Source organism: Allobosea sp. FG18 (assembly GCF_057809495.1).
In genome coordinates this window covers 11,230-27,947 of record NZ_JBMDKB010000022.1, presented here as the reverse complement: position 1 = coordinate 27,947, position 16,718 = coordinate 11,230, and the positions used below count along the sequence as shown (strand labels likewise).

Annotated in this window: 11 protein-coding genes and 1 pseudogene; 8 read left to right on the top strand and 4 right to left on the bottom strand. The window is 66.9% G+C overall.

Translation table 11 applies throughout. The annotated features are described in order from the left end of the window. Positions 1 to 310: 310 nt before the first annotated feature. From ACODTJ_RS22435 to ACODTJ_RS22420, 4 genes are all read right to left on the bottom strand, one after another. The gene (locus ACODTJ_RS22435) at positions 311 to 3,727 is read right to left on the bottom strand and encodes an error-prone DNA polymerase (protein WP_454657363.1); all 3,417 of its coding nucleotides are present in this window, start codon (positions 3,725 to 3,727) and stop codon (positions 311 to 313) included. Then, complete coding sequence (locus ACODTJ_RS22430; protein WP_454657364.1) at positions 3,724 to 5,268, bottom strand: Y-family DNA polymerase; 1,545 nt, start codon at positions 5,266 to 5,268, stop codon at positions 3,724 to 3,726. Before ACODTJ_RS22430 ends, ACODTJ_RS22435 begins: the two co-directional genes overlap by 4 nt. Beyond that, a complete protein-coding gene (locus ACODTJ_RS22425; protein WP_454657365.1) occupies positions 5,174 to 6,025 on the bottom strand; it encodes an ImuA family protein in 852 nt (283 codons plus the stop codon). The genes ACODTJ_RS22430 and ACODTJ_RS22425 overlap by 95 nt, the downstream gene beginning before the upstream one ends. A gap of 108 nt (positions 6,026 to 6,133) precedes the next feature. After that, a complete protein-coding gene (locus ACODTJ_RS22420; RefSeq protein ID WP_454657366.1) occupies positions 6,134 to 6,415 on the bottom strand; it encodes a helix-turn-helix domain-containing protein in 282 nt (93 codons plus the stop codon). 352 nt (positions 6,416 to 6,767) lie between these two features. Between ACODTJ_RS22420 and ACODTJ_RS22415 the strand changes: the two genes are divergently transcribed. The 8 genes and pseudogenes from ACODTJ_RS22415 to ACODTJ_RS22380 all read left to right on the top strand — a co-directional run bounded on the left by ACODTJ_RS22415 (position 6,768) and on the right by ACODTJ_RS22380 (position 16,667). Next, complete coding sequence (locus ACODTJ_RS22415; protein WP_454657367.1) at positions 6,768 to 8,213, top strand: phospholipase D-like domain-containing protein; 1,446 nt, start codon at positions 6,768 to 6,770, stop codon at positions 8,211 to 8,213. An 87-nt stretch (positions 8,214 to 8,300) separates the two neighbouring features. Continuing rightward, a pseudogene (locus ACODTJ_RS22410) lies at positions 8,301 to 9,098 on the top strand (endonuclease/exonuclease/phosphatase family protein); the annotation flags it as partial. A 513-nt stretch (positions 9,099 to 9,611) separates the two neighbouring features. Then, positions 9,612 to 10,160, top strand: a complete 549-nt coding sequence (locus ACODTJ_RS22405; RefSeq protein ID WP_454657368.1) for a chromate transporter — start codon at positions 9,612 to 9,614, stop codon at positions 10,158 to 10,160. A gap of 10 nt (positions 10,161 to 10,170) precedes the next feature. Further along, a complete protein-coding gene (locus tag ACODTJ_RS22400) occupies positions 10,171 to 10,707 on the top strand; it encodes a chromate transporter (protein ID WP_454657369.1) in 537 nt (178 codons plus the stop codon). 240 nt (positions 10,708 to 10,947) lie between these two features. Further along, positions 10,948 to 13,206 (top strand): TonB-dependent hemoglobin/transferrin/lactoferrin family receptor, encoded by a 2,259-nt coding sequence (locus tag ACODTJ_RS22395; protein ID WP_454657370.1) that lies wholly within the window; start codon positions 10,948 to 10,950, stop codon positions 13,204 to 13,206. Between the two features lie 92 nt (positions 13,207 to 13,298). Next, positions 13,299 to 14,051, top strand: coding sequence for a hypothetical protein (locus ACODTJ_RS22390; protein ID WP_454657371.1), 753 nt, complete (start codon positions 13,299 to 13,301; stop codon positions 14,049 to 14,051). Continuing rightward, positions 14,035 to 14,928, top strand: a complete 894-nt coding sequence (locus ACODTJ_RS22385; protein ID WP_454657372.1) for a ChaN family lipoprotein — start codon at positions 14,035 to 14,037, stop codon at positions 14,926 to 14,928. Before ACODTJ_RS22390 ends, ACODTJ_RS22385 begins: the two co-directional genes overlap by 17 nt. Further along, positions 14,925 to 16,667 carry an ABC transporter ATP-binding protein/permease gene (locus ACODTJ_RS22380; RefSeq protein ID WP_454657373.1) on the top strand — a complete coding sequence of 581 codons (1,743 nt, stop codon included), beginning with the start codon at positions 14,925 to 14,927 and terminating at the stop codon, positions 16,665 to 16,667. The genes ACODTJ_RS22385 and ACODTJ_RS22380 overlap by 4 nt, the downstream gene beginning before the upstream one ends. The last annotated feature ends 51 nt before the right edge of the window (positions 16,668 to 16,718 follow it).

Here is a 16,718-nt window from a genome sequence, read left to right as displayed (position 1 = left end):
TTCGGTAAATCGAACGAACCACTTATACCCATGGCGACAAAGGTTCAATTTACAGTAGGTAGCGTGTTTTTTCTTATTTCACTTCCGTTGGAGAAGTTTGTTTTGGCGGACGTTTCCGACGACGCCTCGAGCGATGCTCCGCCCTTGCCTCCTCCTCGCCGTCATCCCGGACAAGCGACGAAGTCGCGCCGATCCGGGATCCATTCCGGAGCCTATCGAATAGAGGTTCCGGAATGGGTCCCGGGTCTCCCTTCGGTCGCCCGGGATGACCCGCATGGAGATGGCTAAGACCATGCGAAACACCTGCCGCTCAATGGAAATCTCGTGATTTCGGGAGGATGCGAACATTTCGCGGATGGCGATGGCGCGGCAGCGGCGGGTTCTTGAGTTCGTCGATGGGCATCGGCACCTCGGCGCGATGCGTATCCGAAAGCGAGAGCAGATCGATCGAACGATCCGCGATGCGCTGCGCCATGAGATGAGTGACGCCCTCGACGCTCTTCTGCACCCGGCCCTCGACCAGCATCAGCCGTGCGCCCATGACCTCGCGGCGAAAACGCTCGAACAGGCGAGCCCAAATCACGACATTGGTGATGCCGGTCTCGTCTTCCAGAGTGACGAAGATGGCGTTGCCCTTGCCCGGCCGCTGGCGCACCAGCACGATTCCCGCCGTGCGGACGAAGGCGGCATCGGGTCTCGCCTCGGTCTCGGCACAGCTCAGCACGCCTTCGCGGCGGAAGCGCGGGCGCAGGAGCTGCATCGGATGCCCTTTCAGCGAGAGCCGGACGGTCTGGTAATCGGCGACGATATGCTCGGCCAGCGGCATGAGCGGCAGCGCCATGCTCCGTTCCGAGCCCAGCTCGCGGGCCTGCGCGGACTGGAACAGCGGCAGCGCGGCATCGTCCGGCAGGCGTCGCACGGCCCATAAGGCTTCGCGGCGATCGAGGCCGAGCGAGCGGAAGGCATCGGCATCGGCGAGCAGACGCATGGCGCGGGCGGGTAGACTGGCTCGACGCATCAGCTCCTCGACATCGCGATAGGGGCCGCCAGCTTCCCGCTCCTCCGCAATGGCCTTACCCCACTCATCCTTGAAGCCGTCGATCTGGCGGAAGCCGAGCCGCAGGGCGAAGGGGTCTCTCCCGCTCTCCTGGCGCGGCCGATCGCGGTAAGAACTTGATTCCGAAACAGCTTCCAAGCTGTTGTCCAAAAAGCTGGAATTGACATCGGCCGGCCGTGGTTCGACGCCGCCGTTCTCCTCCGCCTCCCGTACGATCTGGGCCGGAGCGTAGAAGCCCATCGGCTGGGAATTCAGCAATCCGGCAGCGAAAGCCGCCGGATAGTGCTTCTTGAGATAGGAGGAGATGTAGACCAGCTTGGCGAAGGAGGCCGCATGACTCTCCGGGAAGCCGTAGCTACCGAAGCCCTTGATCTGCTCAAAGCAGCGCTGGGCGAAATCGCGTTCATAGCCGCGTGCGACCATGCGCTCGACCATCATCGTCTCGTAATTGCCGATGGTGCCGGCATTGCGGAAGGTCGCCATCGCCTTGCGCAGGCCATTGGCTTCGATGTCGGAGAATTTGGCGGCGACCATGGCGAGCCGCATGGCCTGCTCCTGAAAGAGCGGCACGCCCTCGGTCTTGTTCAGGACCTCGAAAAGCTCATCCGGCCGTCCATGCTCCTGCGAGGGGGCCGGATAAGTCACCTCCTCGATCCCCGCTCGCCGCTTCAGGTAGGGATGGACCATGTTGCCCTGGATCGGGCCGGGCCGGACGATCGCAACCTGGATGACGAGATCGTAGAATTTCCGCGGCTTGAGCCGCGGCAGCATGTTCATCTGGGCGCGGCTCTCGACCTGGAAGACGCCAAGCGACTTGCCCTCGCAGAGTATATCATAGGTCGCTTCGTCGCCATCCTTGAGATCGGCGAGCGCGTAATCCCTTCCCCCGTTCGCCTTGATCAGATCGAACGCCTTGCGGATGCAGGTCAGCATGCCCAAAGCCAGCACATCGACCTTCATCAGCCCTAGTTCGTCGATGTCGTCGCGGTCCCATTCGATGAAGGTGCGCTCGTCCATCGCGGCGTTGCCGATCGGCACGGTCTCGTCGAGGCGTCCGCGCGACAGGACGAAGCCGCCGACATGCTGCGAGAGATGGCGCGGATAGCCCAATAGCCGGGTGGCGAAATCGACGGCGCGGCGGATCGTCGGATTGGTCGGATCGAGCCCGGCCTGGCGGATACGGGCATCGCCGATCTCGCTGCCCCAGCTGCCCCAATTGGTATCGGCGATACGGGCGGTGACGTCCTCGGTCAGGCCCAGCACCTTGCCGGCCTCGCGGATGGCGCTGCGCGGCCGGTAATGGATCACGGTCGCGGCGATGCCGGCGCGCTCACGGCCGTAGAACTTGTAGATCCACTGGATCACCTCCTCGCGCCGCTCGTGCTCGAAATCGACGTCGATATCGGGCGGCTCCTTGCGCTCGGTGGAGATGAAGCGCTCGAACAGCACGTCGTTTTCGGCCGGATCGACGGCGGTGATGCCGAGCACGTAGCAGACGGCGGAATTGGCGGCCGAGCCGCGGCCCTGGCAGAGGATTCCCTTGCTGTTGGCGAATTCGACGATCTGGCGGATGGTCAGGAAATAGCGGGCATATTCGAGCTTTCCGATCAGGTCGAGTTCCTTCGCCAGCAAGCCCTGAACCTTGTCCGAAATGCCGCCGGGATAGCGGATCAGGCAGCAGCGCCGGACCAGCTCCACCAGCCAGTCCTGATCCTTCCAGCCTGGCGGAATCGGCTCATCGGGGTACTCGTATTTGAGTTGGCCGAGATCGAATTCGATGCGGGAAAAGAGAGCTTGCGTCTCGGCGATGGCCTCGGGCGCATCGCGGAATAGGCGGGCCATTTCCTGCGGCAGCTTGAGATGGCGCTCGGCGTTGGATTCGAGCAGGCGCCCGGCCCGCTCGATGGTGGTGCCCTCGCGGATGCAGGTGAGCACATCCTGCAGGTCGCGCTGCGCGATGGAATCGTAGAGCGCGTCATTGGTCGCGATCAGCGGCGTGCGGGTCGCTGCCGCGATCGCCTTGAGACGCGCGAGGCGGCGGCGGTCGTCGCCGCGCCGGTGCATGCTGGCGGCGAGCCAGACAGCGCCGGGCGCGGCCTCGTCGAGCCGGGCGAGCAGCGCCGGCAGATCGTCGAGCCTGCGGCCCGGCATCAGGGTCAGCAGCAGATCGCGGGCATCGTTGAGGAGGTCGTCGAGGACGAGGTGGCATTCGCCCTTCCTAACGCCGTCCTTGAGGTTGCCGTGGCTGAGCAGACGGCAGAGCCGGCCCCAGCCGGCGCGATTGGCAGGGTAGACGACGATATCGGGCGTGCCGTCGGCGAAGACGAGGCGGGTGCCGGTCGCGAGCTTGAAGCGCTCCGCCTTCGCCTTCATCTGCGCGGGGGTGAAAGGCAGGGCGGCAAATTCAGGGTTCTCGGCCCAGTAATACTCGCCAGGGCTGCCGCCTTCCCTGACCTTGTCGGGCGCCGGCAGGCCATCCTCGCGCAACTGCTTCAGCGCTGCCCAGGCGCGCACGACGCCCGCCACCGTATTGCGATCGGCGATGCCGATGCCGGAATAGCCGAGCAGCAGCGCCGTCAGCACCATATGCGGCCCCGGCGAGGCGCCGCGCAGGAAGGAAAAATGCGAGGCGGCAATGGGTTCGACGAAGGCATTCGCAATCTGATTCATGCGAAGAACCCGTGCAGGAACCAGCGCGGCGGGGCGCTGTCGGCTTCGTAGAAACCGATGCGGTAAAGCCAGAAGCGGCGTCCTTGCGCATCCTCGACGCGGTAATAGTCGCGCATCGGCTCGTCTGAGCCGTCACGCCACCATTCGGGGGCGATGCGCTCGGGGCCTTCGGCGCGGGCGACGTCATGGATGAGGCGCCGCCAGCGGAAGCGGATCGGCGGCCCATCGGGGACCTCCGCGATCGCCTCGACCGGCTGGGGCGGCTCGAAGAGCTGGAGCGGGCGGGCCGGCGGCTCCTGCGGTTCGGGCGCGGACCAAGGCGTTTCCGGCAACGACGCTGCGGCCGAGAGTGCCTTGGCAGCACGGACGGGATGATGCGTGTCCTGCGCCGCGAAGCGCAGCACGCGATCGCGGCCGAAGCGCGTGACGAGCCGGTCAACCAGATCGGCCACCGCCTCCTCCTCGACCGCCCGGCCGTCGAGGCTGTGCTGGGGCGTGTCGAGCGGCTCGCAGAGCGGCACGGCGAGCTTGATCGCATCGAAGCCGAAACCCGGATCGAGCGGATCAGCCAGGGTCTCGACGCGCTCGCGATAGAGCCGGAGCAGCGCCCCGGCGTCGCGCGAGGGACGCCCGGTCTCGATAGCGAGGCGGCGCACGGCGCCATCGCTGCGAAAGAAGCCGAGTTCGAAGATGCGCCCGCCCTCGCCGCGTGCCTCCAGCACCCGCGCCGCTTCGCCGATCAGCCTGACGACCACGGCCTCGAGGCTCGCGGCATCGGCGAAAGGCTCGGCGAAATGGCGCTCGACCACACAATCGGGCGGCGGGCGCAGGGGCGTGATGCGGCGGTCCTCATGGCCGAGAATGCGCCGCAGCTTGACCGCCAACGCCTCGCCGAAACGGGCGGAGAGCGTTTCGGAGGGGCGCTCTGCGAGGTGGTCGAGTGTCTTGAGACCGGCGCGGGAGAGCGCGATCACGGTCTCAGTGTCGGTATCCAGAGCGGTAGTCGGCAGCGAGCGCAGCAGCGCCTCCTCCTGGCCGGGGGGGACGATGCCACCCCGGCCATGGCGGGCGCAGGCGCGAGCGGCGTCAGGCGTGCCGGCGATGGCGGCTTTCAGTTTGAGGCCACCGCGCTGCATGGCGCGCCCGGCAAGATTACCGAGCTCCGCCTCGCCACCGAAGAGATGAGCGCAGCCGGTGATGTCGAGCATCAGGCCATGCGGCTCGTCGAGCGCGACCAGCGGCGTGAAGCGGTCGCAGAAACCGGCGAGCGCTTCGAGGAATTCGTTGTCGGCCTGCGGCTGCGTCTCCAATGCAACGAGATCGGGAATGCGGGCGCGGGCGTCGGCCAGCGTCATCCCCCGCGTCAGGCCGAGAGCGACGGCGCGCTGGTCGCAATCGACGAGGCGCAGGGCGTTGCCCTGCATCTCGGTCAGCACATGCGGCTTCTCAGCCTGTGCGCCGGAGGCTGGTATCGCGCCCGTCCGCCGCAGCCTGTCCGTCGCCAGGAAGGGGAACCAGAGGGCGAGATAGCGGCGCGGCATGATCTGTCCGGGCAGATCGGTCGAAAAGGCTGCGTTCCGCAAAGCAATGTCGGTCACGGTCCCACTCCACACGCCACTCACGCTCGGCCGCGCCGCCGCGCTGGCGCAGCAATCTCAGGGCGAAGGCCGGGGCGCCCGGCGCATTCGCCTCCAGAGCCCGCGAGGCGAGCGCCCTCACCTGCCAGCGCGTGCGCGCCGCGCTCGGTGCCTCGGCGGCCGCGACGCGCAGCAGCAGTACCGGCACGCCCGAGGCTTCCGCCGCGAGGGCGAGCCGGCGGCTCGCCGTCAGGTCGAAAGGGCGCGGCTCGCCCCAAGGCTCGATCAGCACGGCGCCCAACGCGGCACAGCGCGCCGCTTCAGCCCCGGCCCGAAGCACCCCTTCGCCATCGCGCGCCCGGACCAGGAGCAGGCGCGCCGGATCGAGCCCGAGCTCGTTCAGCCCCGGCGCATGGATCCGCCCGGCCTCGGTATCGACGAAATCCTGCCGCGCCCAGAGAATGGTGCGTTCATCGGCCTTCTCCTCGACCTGCCCCGCCCGCAATGCGAGTCCGAGCGCGAAACCGGTCGCAGCGGCGAGATCGGCGACCTCGGCGGCGTAGATCTCGTGCAGCGCGGCCCTTACGAGCCCGCCGTTCAGGATCTCGTCCAGAGCGGGCACGCCGAGGCCGATCCGGCCGGCCGCGGCCGGACCGCTCCGCAGAGCGGCCTCAGCAAGGCTGCGGCGCAGATCGGACAGGGTCGGTGCGGTCTCTGGCATGGAAGCACGATAATTGTTCTCTATTTGTTCTTTTATAGAACGCTCCCGGCCGGAAGGCGAGTCGAGTCTTCCAGCCGTCCCCATGCCCCTGCCAGAGGGTGACGCGGATCAGGTCTCGCCGCTGACGGCCAGGGCCTTGATCTGCGAGGGCGGGCGGCCGAAGCGCTTGCGAAAGCAGCGGTTGAAATAGGAGAGACCACCAAAACCGACCTCATAAGCGACGGCGCTGATGGCCAGGGTCGCAGCCTCGGCCGTGACCAGCCGCTGCCAGGCGCGGTCGAGCCGGCGCTCCAGCACATGATCGAAAAAGGTCCGCCCCTCGGCCCCGAACAGCTTCTGGTGAGGAGCGACGGCATGCCGACGAACGCGCCGCGGCGTGACGTCTCGCACATCCTCTAACTGATCGATCTCAACATGGTGGAGCGGATCGAACTCGTCGCGGGCGCCTCCAGCCTCTATGGCGCGGGCGCGACCGGCGGCGCGATCAGCACCGCAATCCGCGGATTCCCCAGAATATCGGCCGTTCGCTGGCGCCGGAAGCCCCGGTCACGGTCTCCGGCAAGGTCGCCGACGCGATGGGCTACGGTTGCCTGTTCTCGCTGGCGACCGCGATCTCAGCCATCGCCGTGATCGCGACGGCCCGGATGCTCGCGCTGCGAAGATCATGCAGCCACCGGGCGCCGGAACGATCGAACTCGGCTGAGCATGGCGGAGAGCCCGTCCCCGCGCTAGCCTTGGCCGCATGTGGGAGATTCTCTCAACCTATTGGCCGCATATCCTCGCGGTCATCACCGTCGTGACGTCGACCGTCGCCGGCGCGCATGCGGTGATGACGAAGGACGAGGTGCGCGCCGCCATCGGCTGGGTCGGCGTCATCATCCTCTCGCCGATCGTCGGGCCGCTGCTCTACGCCATCGCCGGAGTGAACCGCATCCGGCGCGCCTCGATCCTGGCGCAGCGGCCGGGCCATGGCATGGCCGCCGCCGATTTCCATGTCGAGGACGAAGTCGTCGGGACGCATTTCGGCCGGCGCTTCCTCGCGCTCAAGACGCTCGGCGATCGTGTCGCCCGCCATCCGCTGACCACAGGCAACCGCATCGAGACGCTGGAGACTGGCGACGCGGCCTATGCCGCGATGCTCGCCGCGATCGCTGCGGCCGAACGCAGCATCATCCTGGAAAGCTATATCTTCGACCGCGATCCGCTCGGCCTGCGCATCGCCGACGCGCTGATCGAGGCGCATCGACGCGGCGTTGCGGTCCGGGTGCTGATCGACGCAGTCGGGGCGCGCTATTCGGTGCCGAGCATCGCCGGGCATCTGCGCGAGGGCGGTGTCGCCGTCGATGTCTTCAACGGCAACATCATCGTGGGCCTCAGGCTGCCCTACGCCAATCTCCGGACGCACCGGAAGATCATCGTCGTCGACGGCACGGTCGGCTTCATGGGCGGCATGAACATCCGCGAGGGCTTCACCCGCGAATTCGCCGGCGATGCCTTCGCCCATGACACGCATTTCCGCATCGAAGGCCCCGTGGTCGCCGATCTCTTCGCAGTCGCGGCCGAGGACTGGTGCTTCGCCACCGGTGAAGCACTCGCAGGCCCCGCCTGGGAGATTCCGGCACTGGCGCGCGGCGGCATGCCGGTGCTGGCGCGCGCAGTGCCGACCGGGCCGGATTCCTATCTCGAAACCAATCACAAGCTGTTGATCGGGGCGCTGTCGGTGGCGCGCCATTCGGTCCGGATCATGTCGCCCTATTTCCTGCCGGACCAGGAACTGATCAGCGCGCTCGTCACCGCGGCACGGCGCGGCGTCGACATCGATATCGTCGTGCCTTCGGTGAACAATCTCGTGCTGGTCGACCGGGCCATGACCGCGCAATTCGACCAGATTCTGAAGAATTACTGCCGGATTTGGCGCTCCACAGGCGCCTTCGACCATTCCAAGCTCCTCGCCATCGACGGCAGCTGGGCCTATGTCGGCTCCTCCAATCTCGACCCGCGCTCGCTGCGCCTGAATTTCGAGATCGACCTCGAAGTTCTGGACCACGGTTTCGCCCGCGCGATCGAGCGCCGGATCGAGACGGTGATGGCCACTGCGACCCCGGTCACGCTTGCCGGCCTGCGCGCCCGGCCCTATGTCATGCGTCTGATCGACAGGCTGATCTGGCTCGGCTCACCCTATCTCTGAGCCGCAGCGGTCATACCCCTGATGCCATGAATGCCTATGCCGGTCCCCGTTCGACCAAGCGGATCCGGAGCACGAGCCGGCGGAGCGATGCAGAAGAAGAGCCAGAGCCTGCCCGCCAGCATCATCGCCTCGCTGCGCCAGCGTAAGAACCGCCCCGGCACCATCCCGGCCGGCGAGGACGGACGCTCCGGCGGCACGCTGGTCGCCTCCTACAACGTCCATAAATGCGTCGGCATCGACGGCCGCTTCGATCCCGGCCGGGTCGCGCAGGTGATCCGTGAGATCGCGCCCGACGTCATCGCCTTGCAGGAAGCCGACAAGCGCTTCGGCGCCCGCCACGGCCTGCTCGATCTCGCCCGGCTGAAGGAGGAAACCGGCCTCATGCCGGTCCCCGTCGAGAGCGCCAATGCCGCGGCCCATGGCTGGCACGGCAATGTCGTGCTGTTCCGGCAGGGGCTGGTGCGCGACGTCCATCAGGTCTCGCTGCCGGGCCTGGAGCCGCGCGGTGCGCTCGTCGTCGACATCGACCTCGAAAGCGGAGCGGCGCTCCGGATCGTCGCGGCGCATCTCGGCCTGCTCAGGCGCTCGCGCTCGCAGCAGGCCCGCATGATCATCGACCTGATGCGCAGCCGGGACGAGCGCCCCACCCTCCTGCTCGGCGACCTCAACGAATGGCGCCTCGGCGGCCGCTCGGCGCTCAGCGCGCTCGATGCCGCCTTCGGCGCGATGCCGGTGCCGGTGCCGAGCTTCCCGGCCGGTCTGCCCCTGCTGGCGCTCGACCGGATCATCGCCAACCGCCCCGAAATCCTGTCGGAGGTCGCGGTCCACGACTCGCCGCTGGCGCGCGTCGCTTCCGACCATCTCCCGATCAAGGCCTTCGTCGACCCCGCCATGGCAGCGCTGCCGGTCAGCGCACCCGAGCTCGTGCTCGTGCCGACCGAGGCGATGTCCCCCGGAAGGCCCGCCCCGCGAGACAAGGAAGCGCCCTTGCCGCTCTCCGCCCTGCCATCCGGAAAGGGGCGCCGCGGCAGCAATCGCGAGCTCGTGCGCAAGGCCGGCGACCAGTTGAAACGCGCCGTCAAACGGACCTTGCGACGACCGGACACGCCGCCGCGCTAGGTGACACGGCCAATTTCTGGCCGCGCCTGCCCGCCCCCCTCTTGTCATTCCGGGGGGCGCCGCAGGCGCGAACCCGGAACCCACGACCGGGTGAGACATCGTGTGTTCGGTTGCGAGCGGCTCGCCCAGTCGTGGGTTCCGGGTTCTTCGCTGCGCGAAGCCCCGGAATGACAAGGGTAGTTTGCACCCATGGTCATGCCGGCAATGCGCTTCAGCGCTGGCCAATCCCGGCGAAGCCTGCTCTCTGGATTCGTCAGCCGTCTCAGGACGCAGAATCAGATGCCGGATGCCTTGGCCGAGCGCCCGAGCGCGCTGCAACTTTTCCTGATCTTCGCGCGGATCGGGCTGACCAGCTTTGGCGGCGGCCTGAGCGGCTGGATGCTCCGCGAATTCGTGCAGCGCCGCCGCCTGATGAGCGAGGAGGATTTCCTCAACGGGCTCTCGGTCGCGCAGGCCCTGCCCGGCGTCAATGTCACCAACATGGCGATCTGGATCGGCTACAGGCTCGGCGGGCGCAACGGCGCCATCGCCTCCTGGCTCGGCATCGTCGTGCCGGCCGCCTTCGTCATCGTCCTGATCGGCAGCGTCTTCGCCTCGCTTGCCGGCTATGAGCTCAGCCATGTCGCGCTCAGCGGCGCGGCCTCGGCAGCGATCGGCCTGTCGCTGGCGATGGGGCTGACCGCGGCAAGGCGCGTGCCGCGCCGGCTGTTCCCGCTCGCGATCATGGCCGCGACTTTCGTGGCCGTCGCGATCCTGAAATGGCCGCTGCTCTGGACGGTGCTCGGCTTCGGCTCGCTCAGCGTCGCCGCGACCTACCGGGACGGCTGAGCGCCACAGCATGCAGTCCCTGCCCTTCAGCATCCTGCTCGTCTTCCTGCCGCTCTCGCTGGTGACCATCGGCGGCGGCCAGAGCGCCATCGCCGACATGCACCGCCAGATCGTCGAGGCGCATCACTGGATGAGCGCCGCGCAGTTCGTCGATGCCTTCGCCATCGCGCGGCTGGCGCCCGGCCCGGGCTCGCTGCTGGCGACGCTGATCGGCTGGCAGATCGCCGGGTTCTGGGGCGCGCTTGCGGCCACCGCCGGCATCTTCGGGCCGACCGCCTTCCTGATCTACGGGGTCGCCCATATCTGGTCGCGCTATGAAGGCGCCCGCCTGTTGCGCGCGCTCGAGAAGGGCCTGAGGCCGGTCGCTGCGGGCATGATCCTCGCCGCCAGCTATGTGCTGATCCAGTCGCTCGACAGCGGCTGGCTCGGCCGTGGCACCGCGCTCGTCTCGACCGCCCTGCTGTTGCTGACGCCGATCAATCCACTGCTGTTGATCGCCGGCGGCGCCGGCTGCTTCGTCGGGCTGCACTTTCTGGCGCTGATCTAAGCGCCTGCCGCAACGCCGAAGCCAACAGACACTGCACCATAACAGCAAATATATCGAACAATCAATCTCTCAATCAGTCCTCAACTCCTTTTACAAACCCGCGCCTTACAATAATTATATTATATACAACGATCAGTTTTGAATTATATCAATTATTATATTATAGATTCACAAAGAATCAACTTGCGAATCCTTTCGCTAGACCATTACACGCCCCGGACATGGGACTGGGGTTACGTAATGAATAATAATTCTAGACTGGTTTTCCTGACAGCGCTGCTGTCGACGACGGCGCTTTCGGTGGCACAGGCGCAAACGCCGCAGGCCAAAGGGCGCGGCAGCGAACAGATGATCTCGCTCGACCAGATCACGGTCACGGCGTCGCGCGGCGAGAAACAGGTGCTCGATGTTCCCGGCACCGTCAGCGTGATCACGCGGCAGGAACTCGACGAACGGATCACGCGCGACACGCAGGATCTGGTGCGCTACCAGCCTGGCGTCAGTGTCAACCGCATCACCACCGCCACGGACCCGTTCGGCAATTACGGCGGTTTCACCATCCGTGGCGTCGGCGGCAACCGCGTGCAGATGCAGGTCGACGGTTCCCGCGTGATCGAGCGCGTCACCGACGGCAATCGCGACTTCGTCGACCTGCCCTTCCTGAAGAATGTCGAGATCGTCCGCGGCCCCGGCTCGGTGCTCTGGGGGGCGGATGCGCTTGGCGGCATCGTCGCCTACCGCACGCTCGACCCCGAGGATCTCCTGAAAGGTAAGGACAAGCCCTACGCGGCCCGGCTGAGCACGAGCTATGACAGCCTCGACCGCTCCTTCGTGAAGACCGGTATCGCCGCCTTCCGCTTCTCGCCGATGCTCGAAGGCATCGTCGGCGTCAGCCACAAGAGCGCTGAAGAAGCGCGGCTGACCAAGGCGCGCGCCGATGGCGGCCGCTGGGGCTGCCCGGTGCCGACCTTGCGCTTCCTTGGCTGCGACAAGCTCAATCCGCTCGACGTCACCGTCTGGAACAGCTTCGCCAAGCTCGTCTTCAAGCCGACGGCGGATCATACCTTCAAGCTGACCGGCGAATATTACGACAGCGATTCGACGGTGAACCAGCTCTACAACTACAACGTCGTGAGCGCGGGCGTCCGCAACGGGCCGAATATCCGCAACCAGGTCAAGAGCCGCAAGCGGGTCGCGCTCGAGCACGAATGGCAGGCGGGATTGAGCTTCCTCGATTCCGTGCGCTGGCAGGCGTCGTTCTCGCCGCAGGAGCGGACCTTCGTCACCAACAACCTGCAGAGGCTCGCCAATGGCCAGCAACGGCTGACACGCGGCCTGCACGACTATTCCGAACAGTTCTCACAGCTCGACATCCAGGCGAAGTCGAGCTTCGCGCTGAGCTCGAGCTTCCACCGCCTGACCTACGGCTTCCAGGGCGACATCACCAAGACGAACTACGAGCGTCGCGACGACGTGCGGAATCTCACCACCGGCGTGACGACGACAACGATCGCGGGCGGCTTCAACTTCGCGAACTCGACGACGAACCGCTACGATTTCTATCTCCAGGACGAGATCGAGCTGCTATCCGGCCGCTGGACGATCACGCCCGGCCTGCGCTACGCGAACTACAACATCGATCCACGGCCGGGGCCGGGCTACCAGGCCACCAAGGGCAAGGAGCCGCGCGAACTCACCTCGCACCGGCTGGTTCCCCAGATCGGCACGCTCTTCAAGCTCGACGATACCTATTCGGTCTATGGCCGCTATGCCGAGGGCTTCAAGATGCCGACGGCCGAGCAGCTCTATACCTCGCTGCCGTCCTCGACCTTCACCCTGATCCCGAGCCCGGATCTGCGGCCGGAAAGCGTGCGCTCCTACGAGGCCGGCTTCCGCGGCAAGTACGCCGATGGCTGGTTCTCGGTCGGCGTCTTCCACGCACGCTACAAGGACTTCATTCAGTCCCTGTACAACATCCCCGGCACGAACGATTACACCTACCGGAACCTGTCGCAGGTGCAGATCTCCGGCGTCGAGGCCTCGGCCGAGTGGCGCTTCCACGAGCGCTGGCTGGCGAGCGCGACGCTCAGCTACCAGTACGGCAAGCAGCGCGTCGAGGCCGGACTTCCCGTCACGCCCTTCGACGTCAATCCGTTCAAGGCCGTCACCGGGCTGAAGTACCTGATGCCGGAATACGGGCTCGAGGCCGAAGTCATCGGCACCTTCGCCGGCGGCGCGACCCGCGCCAGTTCGCCCACCCTCTTCAAGCAGGGCGGCTACTCGGTGTTCGATGCCTATCTGAGCTGGAAGCCGACCTCCGCCATCACCGTGCGCGGCGGCGTCGATAACATCTTCGACAAGCGCTACTTCGCCAATCTCGTCGGCGGAACGTCCTATGCGAAGGTTCCGTCGCCGGCATCGACCGCGGCCGCCAACCCGCTGGAACTCCAGACGGCGCCGGGGCGCACCTTCAAGCTCTCCGCTTCCGTCGAATTCTGATCCTGTTCGAGACGCCGGACGCCAAAAGCCCGGCGAATCAGCGGCGCCCTGGCCGAGACCCCGGGGCGTCGCACCCCTTTCCGGAGACCAATATGAACAACGAGACCAATCCGCGCGAAAAGCTCGCGCAAGCGCCGGCCGAGATCCTCAAGAGGCTGTCCGCCATGGGCCGTGTCATGCTGAGCACCCGCTCCGGCGGTGCGACGCATGAGCGGATGGGTGTGGTCGAGGCCGTGACCATCACCGGGAACGAGGTCCGCCTGTCCGGCGCCTTCCACGACAGCCGCATCGACCTCGCCACGGTCGTGCGTATCGTCGCCGACCGGACCAGCAAGATGCGCGAGCGCGTGCTGCCGCGCCTGGAATGCCAGGATGCATCGGGCGAAACCCTGTTCAGCCTGATCGGGCTCGACGGGCTGGAGCCCTTCGACAAGGCGCTTGAGCCGTTCGGTGCCGGCGAGATGCTGGAGCCGATCCAGCGCGAGGCACCTGGCAGCGGCGGCTCGGCAGACGTCCCGGAAGACGATCTCGGCGCCCGCAGCTTCGCGGCGATCCTGGCCAGCGGCGAGCCGATCGCCATCGATATCGAGCGCGCCGGCCTGTTCCAGCATTGGCAGGGTGCCCTGCCCGAGCCGAAACCGGCCATGGGTTTCGTCAACATCATGCAGGGCGATTTCCACCTGCATCTCAAGGCCGGCGCGGTCTCCAGCTGGGAGTGGACGGAGAGTGCGGGAACCGTTGTGCTCGAAGCCCGCGACAGTGAGGGCAAGGGCTTCGGCCTCGTCCTGCGCGGCCCGGCTGCCGCCTTCGCAGAGGTCCCGGACGTCGATGTCATCAGCGGCTGAACCGGCACCGGCGGGCGCGAGCTTCGCCCATCCGCGCGCAACATGGCTCTGCCCCGGCACGGGCAGGCTGCTGGCGCAGGGCGAATTGATGCAGGCGATGGCGCGCAAGCGCGTCGTCCTGCTCGGCGAGACGCATGACGTCGCCGAGATCCATCGCTGGCAACTGCAGGTCACGACCTGCCTGCACCTGCTGCGGCCGCAGATGGCTGTTGGATTCGAGATGTTCCCGCTGCGCATCCAGCCGGTGCTCGACGCCTGGGTCGCGGGCGAGATGGACACCGCGACCTTCCTCGAACGCAGCGAATGGGCCCAGGTCTGGGGCTTCGATCCCGAACTCTACCTGCCGCTATTCCACTTCTGCCGGCAGCAGCGGGTGAAGATGCTGGCGCTGAACTGCCACCGCCCGCTGGTCACGCGGGTCGGACAGGTCGGCTGGGAAGCCATCCCGGTCGAGGAGCGCGATGGGGTCACTCCGTCTGCGCCCGCAACCGAGGACTACCGCGCCTATCTCGCCGCGATCACCGGCCGCTTCAGCGGATCGGCTAGGCCAGAGGCGATGGCGCCGGAGCGCTTCGACCGCTTCGTACGGGCGCAGCAATGCTGGGACCGATCCTTCGCGTGCCGCATCGCCGATCATCTCGCCGAGGCCACGGACGACCCGCTGGTCGTCGGCATCATCGGGCGCGGCCATCTCGAATATGGCCATGGCACGCCGTTCCAGCTCCGCGATCTCGGCATCGAGGATGTCGCGGTCCTGCTGCCAGCAACCGATGCCGCGCCTGAGGCGGAGCCGCTCGCCGGCATCGCGGACGCGCTGTTCCGGCTCGATACGCCCGAGCCGCCGCAATCGCGACGGACACCGCGAGCCGCGTCATGAGGGCCGTGCTCTCCCAGATCATCAGGTTGACCCGGCTCTGCATCGCCGGGCCGGGCGGCAAGATCGGCGCGCTCTATTTCCTGATGATCTTCGGGCTCGGCCTCGCCGGGGTGCAGGTCGGCGTGCGCCTGATCGCCTGGACCGCCGATTTCTACAACGCGCTGCAGAAGCTCGATGTCGACGGCGCGCTCAGGCAGATCGCGATCTTCTTCGGGCTGATCGCGATCAGCGTCGGCATCCACCTCGCCAGCGCCTATCTGCGCAAGATGCTGCAGATCCGCTGGCGGCGTGCGCTGACCGAGGCCGCGCTCGACCGCTGGCTGGCGGGCAAGGCCTTTTGGCATCTGCGCGAGCGCACCGATCACGGACTCGACAATCCCGACCAGCGCATCGCCGAGGATTGCCGCATCTTCGTCGAGAAGCTCACGATCGAGGGGCTCGAACTCGCTACGAACATCGTCGCGCTGGTGACCTATGTCTCGATCCTGTGGTCGCTCTCGACCTTCGCGCTGTCCTTCAGCCTGTTCGGCCACGCGATCGAAATCCCGCGCTACATGGTCTGGGCCGCGCCGCTCTATGTCGCCATCGCCACCTTCATCACGCATGGGCTCGGCCGGCCGCTGAAGGCGCTGACGGTCGAGCAGCAACGGCGCGAGGCCGATTTCCGCTTTTCGCTGGTGCGCCTGCGCGAGCATGTCGAGGGCGTGGCGCTGGCCGATGGCGAACCGGCTGAGCGGCGGCTCTTCCGCGAGCGCTTCGGAGCCATCGCCGGGAATTGGCAGAAGCTCGCCAACCGCGAACTGATCCTCGGCTTCTTCACCCGCCCCTATTTCCAGACGGTGCTGCGCATCCCGCTCTTTCTCGCGCTGCCGGCCTATCTCGCCGGGCGCGTCACCTTCGGCGGGCTGATGCAGATCGGTTCGGCCTTCCAGAACGTCGTGACGACGCTATCCTGGTTCGTCTTCTCCTATCGCGACCTGACCGAACTCGCCGCGACGGCGAGCCGCCTCTCGCATTTCATGAGGGCAGCCGAACACGCGGCCACCCCGGCAAGCGGCCCAGCCCTGCACAAGGCGGGCAATGCGGAGATACGGCTGCGCGATCTCGTTCTCGCAACGCCCACCAGGCGTCGCCTCCCACCCGTCCCGGACCTCAAGCTGGAGTCCGGCGGCAGCTACTGGCTCGCGGCGCCCTCCGGCCATGGCAAGAGCACGCTGGCAAAGGCCATCGCCGGGCTCTGGACGCATGGCGAGGGCCGAATCGAGCGGCCCGAGGGACGCATCCTCGTCCTGCCGCAGCAGCCCTACCTGCCGCTCGGGAGCTTGCGCTCCGCGCTGGCCTACCCGCAACCACCCGACGCGGTCGACGAGGCAACACTGCGCCAGGCGCTCGCCGCCGTCGGCCTCGAAGATTTCTGGTCGCTCGACGATGGCGGCTGGACGGACAGGCGGCGCGGCCTGTCAGGCGGAGAACAGCAACGCCTCGCCCTTGCGCGCGCGCTGCTGCAAGCGCCCGACTGGCTGGTGCTCGACGAGGCAACGAGCGCGCTGGATGCGCAGGCTGAGGCGCAGACGCTGTCGGCGCTGCGCCGGGCTCTGCCGGCGAGCACTTTGGTCCTGATCGCGCATCGCGCGCCGCAAGGGCTTGGCTCGCTCCAGATGATCGAGCTTCGGCAGCAAGCGTCGCGCCCCGACGCCACTCTCGGCAGTGTCCTCGCCCGACCCGAGCCGGCAAGCTGAACCAAGATGGAACGTCTTTCTCGTCCGCTCTCGCTGCGCTGATGGCCTTTC

What these genes read in the sequence shown, in the direction of transcription:
- ACODTJ_RS22435 (WP_454657363.1), bottom strand. Translation starts at nt 3,727, where the DNA reads ATGAATCAGATTGCGAATGCCTTCGTCGAACCCATTGCCGCCTCGCAT.
- ACODTJ_RS22430 (WP_454657364.1), bottom strand. Translation starts at nt 5,268, where the DNA reads ATGCCGCGCCGCTATCTCGCCCTCTGGTTCCCCTTCCTGGCGACGGAC.
- ACODTJ_RS22425 (WP_454657365.1), bottom strand. Translation starts at nt 6,025, where the DNA reads ATGCCAGAGACCGCACCGACCCTGTCCGATCTGCGCCGCAGCCTTGCT.
- ACODTJ_RS22415 (WP_454657367.1), top strand. Translation starts at nt 6,768, where the DNA reads ATGTGGGAGATTCTCTCAACCTATTGGCCGCATATCCTCGCGGTCATC.
- ACODTJ_RS22405 (WP_454657368.1), top strand. Translation starts at nt 9,612, where the DNA reads ATGCCGGATGCCTTGGCCGAGCGCCCGAGCGCGCTGCAACTTTTCCTG.
- ACODTJ_RS22400 (WP_454657369.1), top strand. Translation starts at nt 10,171, where the DNA reads ATGCAGTCCCTGCCCTTCAGCATCCTGCTCGTCTTCCTGCCGCTCTCG.
- ACODTJ_RS22395 (WP_454657370.1), top strand. Translation starts at nt 10,948, where the DNA reads ATGAATAATAATTCTAGACTGGTTTTCCTGACAGCGCTGCTGTCGACG.
- ACODTJ_RS22390 (WP_454657371.1), top strand. Translation starts at nt 13,299, where the DNA reads ATGAACAACGAGACCAATCCGCGCGAAAAGCTCGCGCAAGCGCCGGCC.
- ACODTJ_RS22385 (WP_454657372.1), top strand. Translation starts at nt 14,035, where the DNA reads ATGTCATCAGCGGCTGAACCGGCACCGGCGGGCGCGAGCTTCGCCCAT.
- ACODTJ_RS22380 (WP_454657373.1), top strand. Translation starts at nt 14,925, where the DNA reads ATGAGGGCCGTGCTCTCCCAGATCATCAGGTTGACCCGGCTCTGCATC.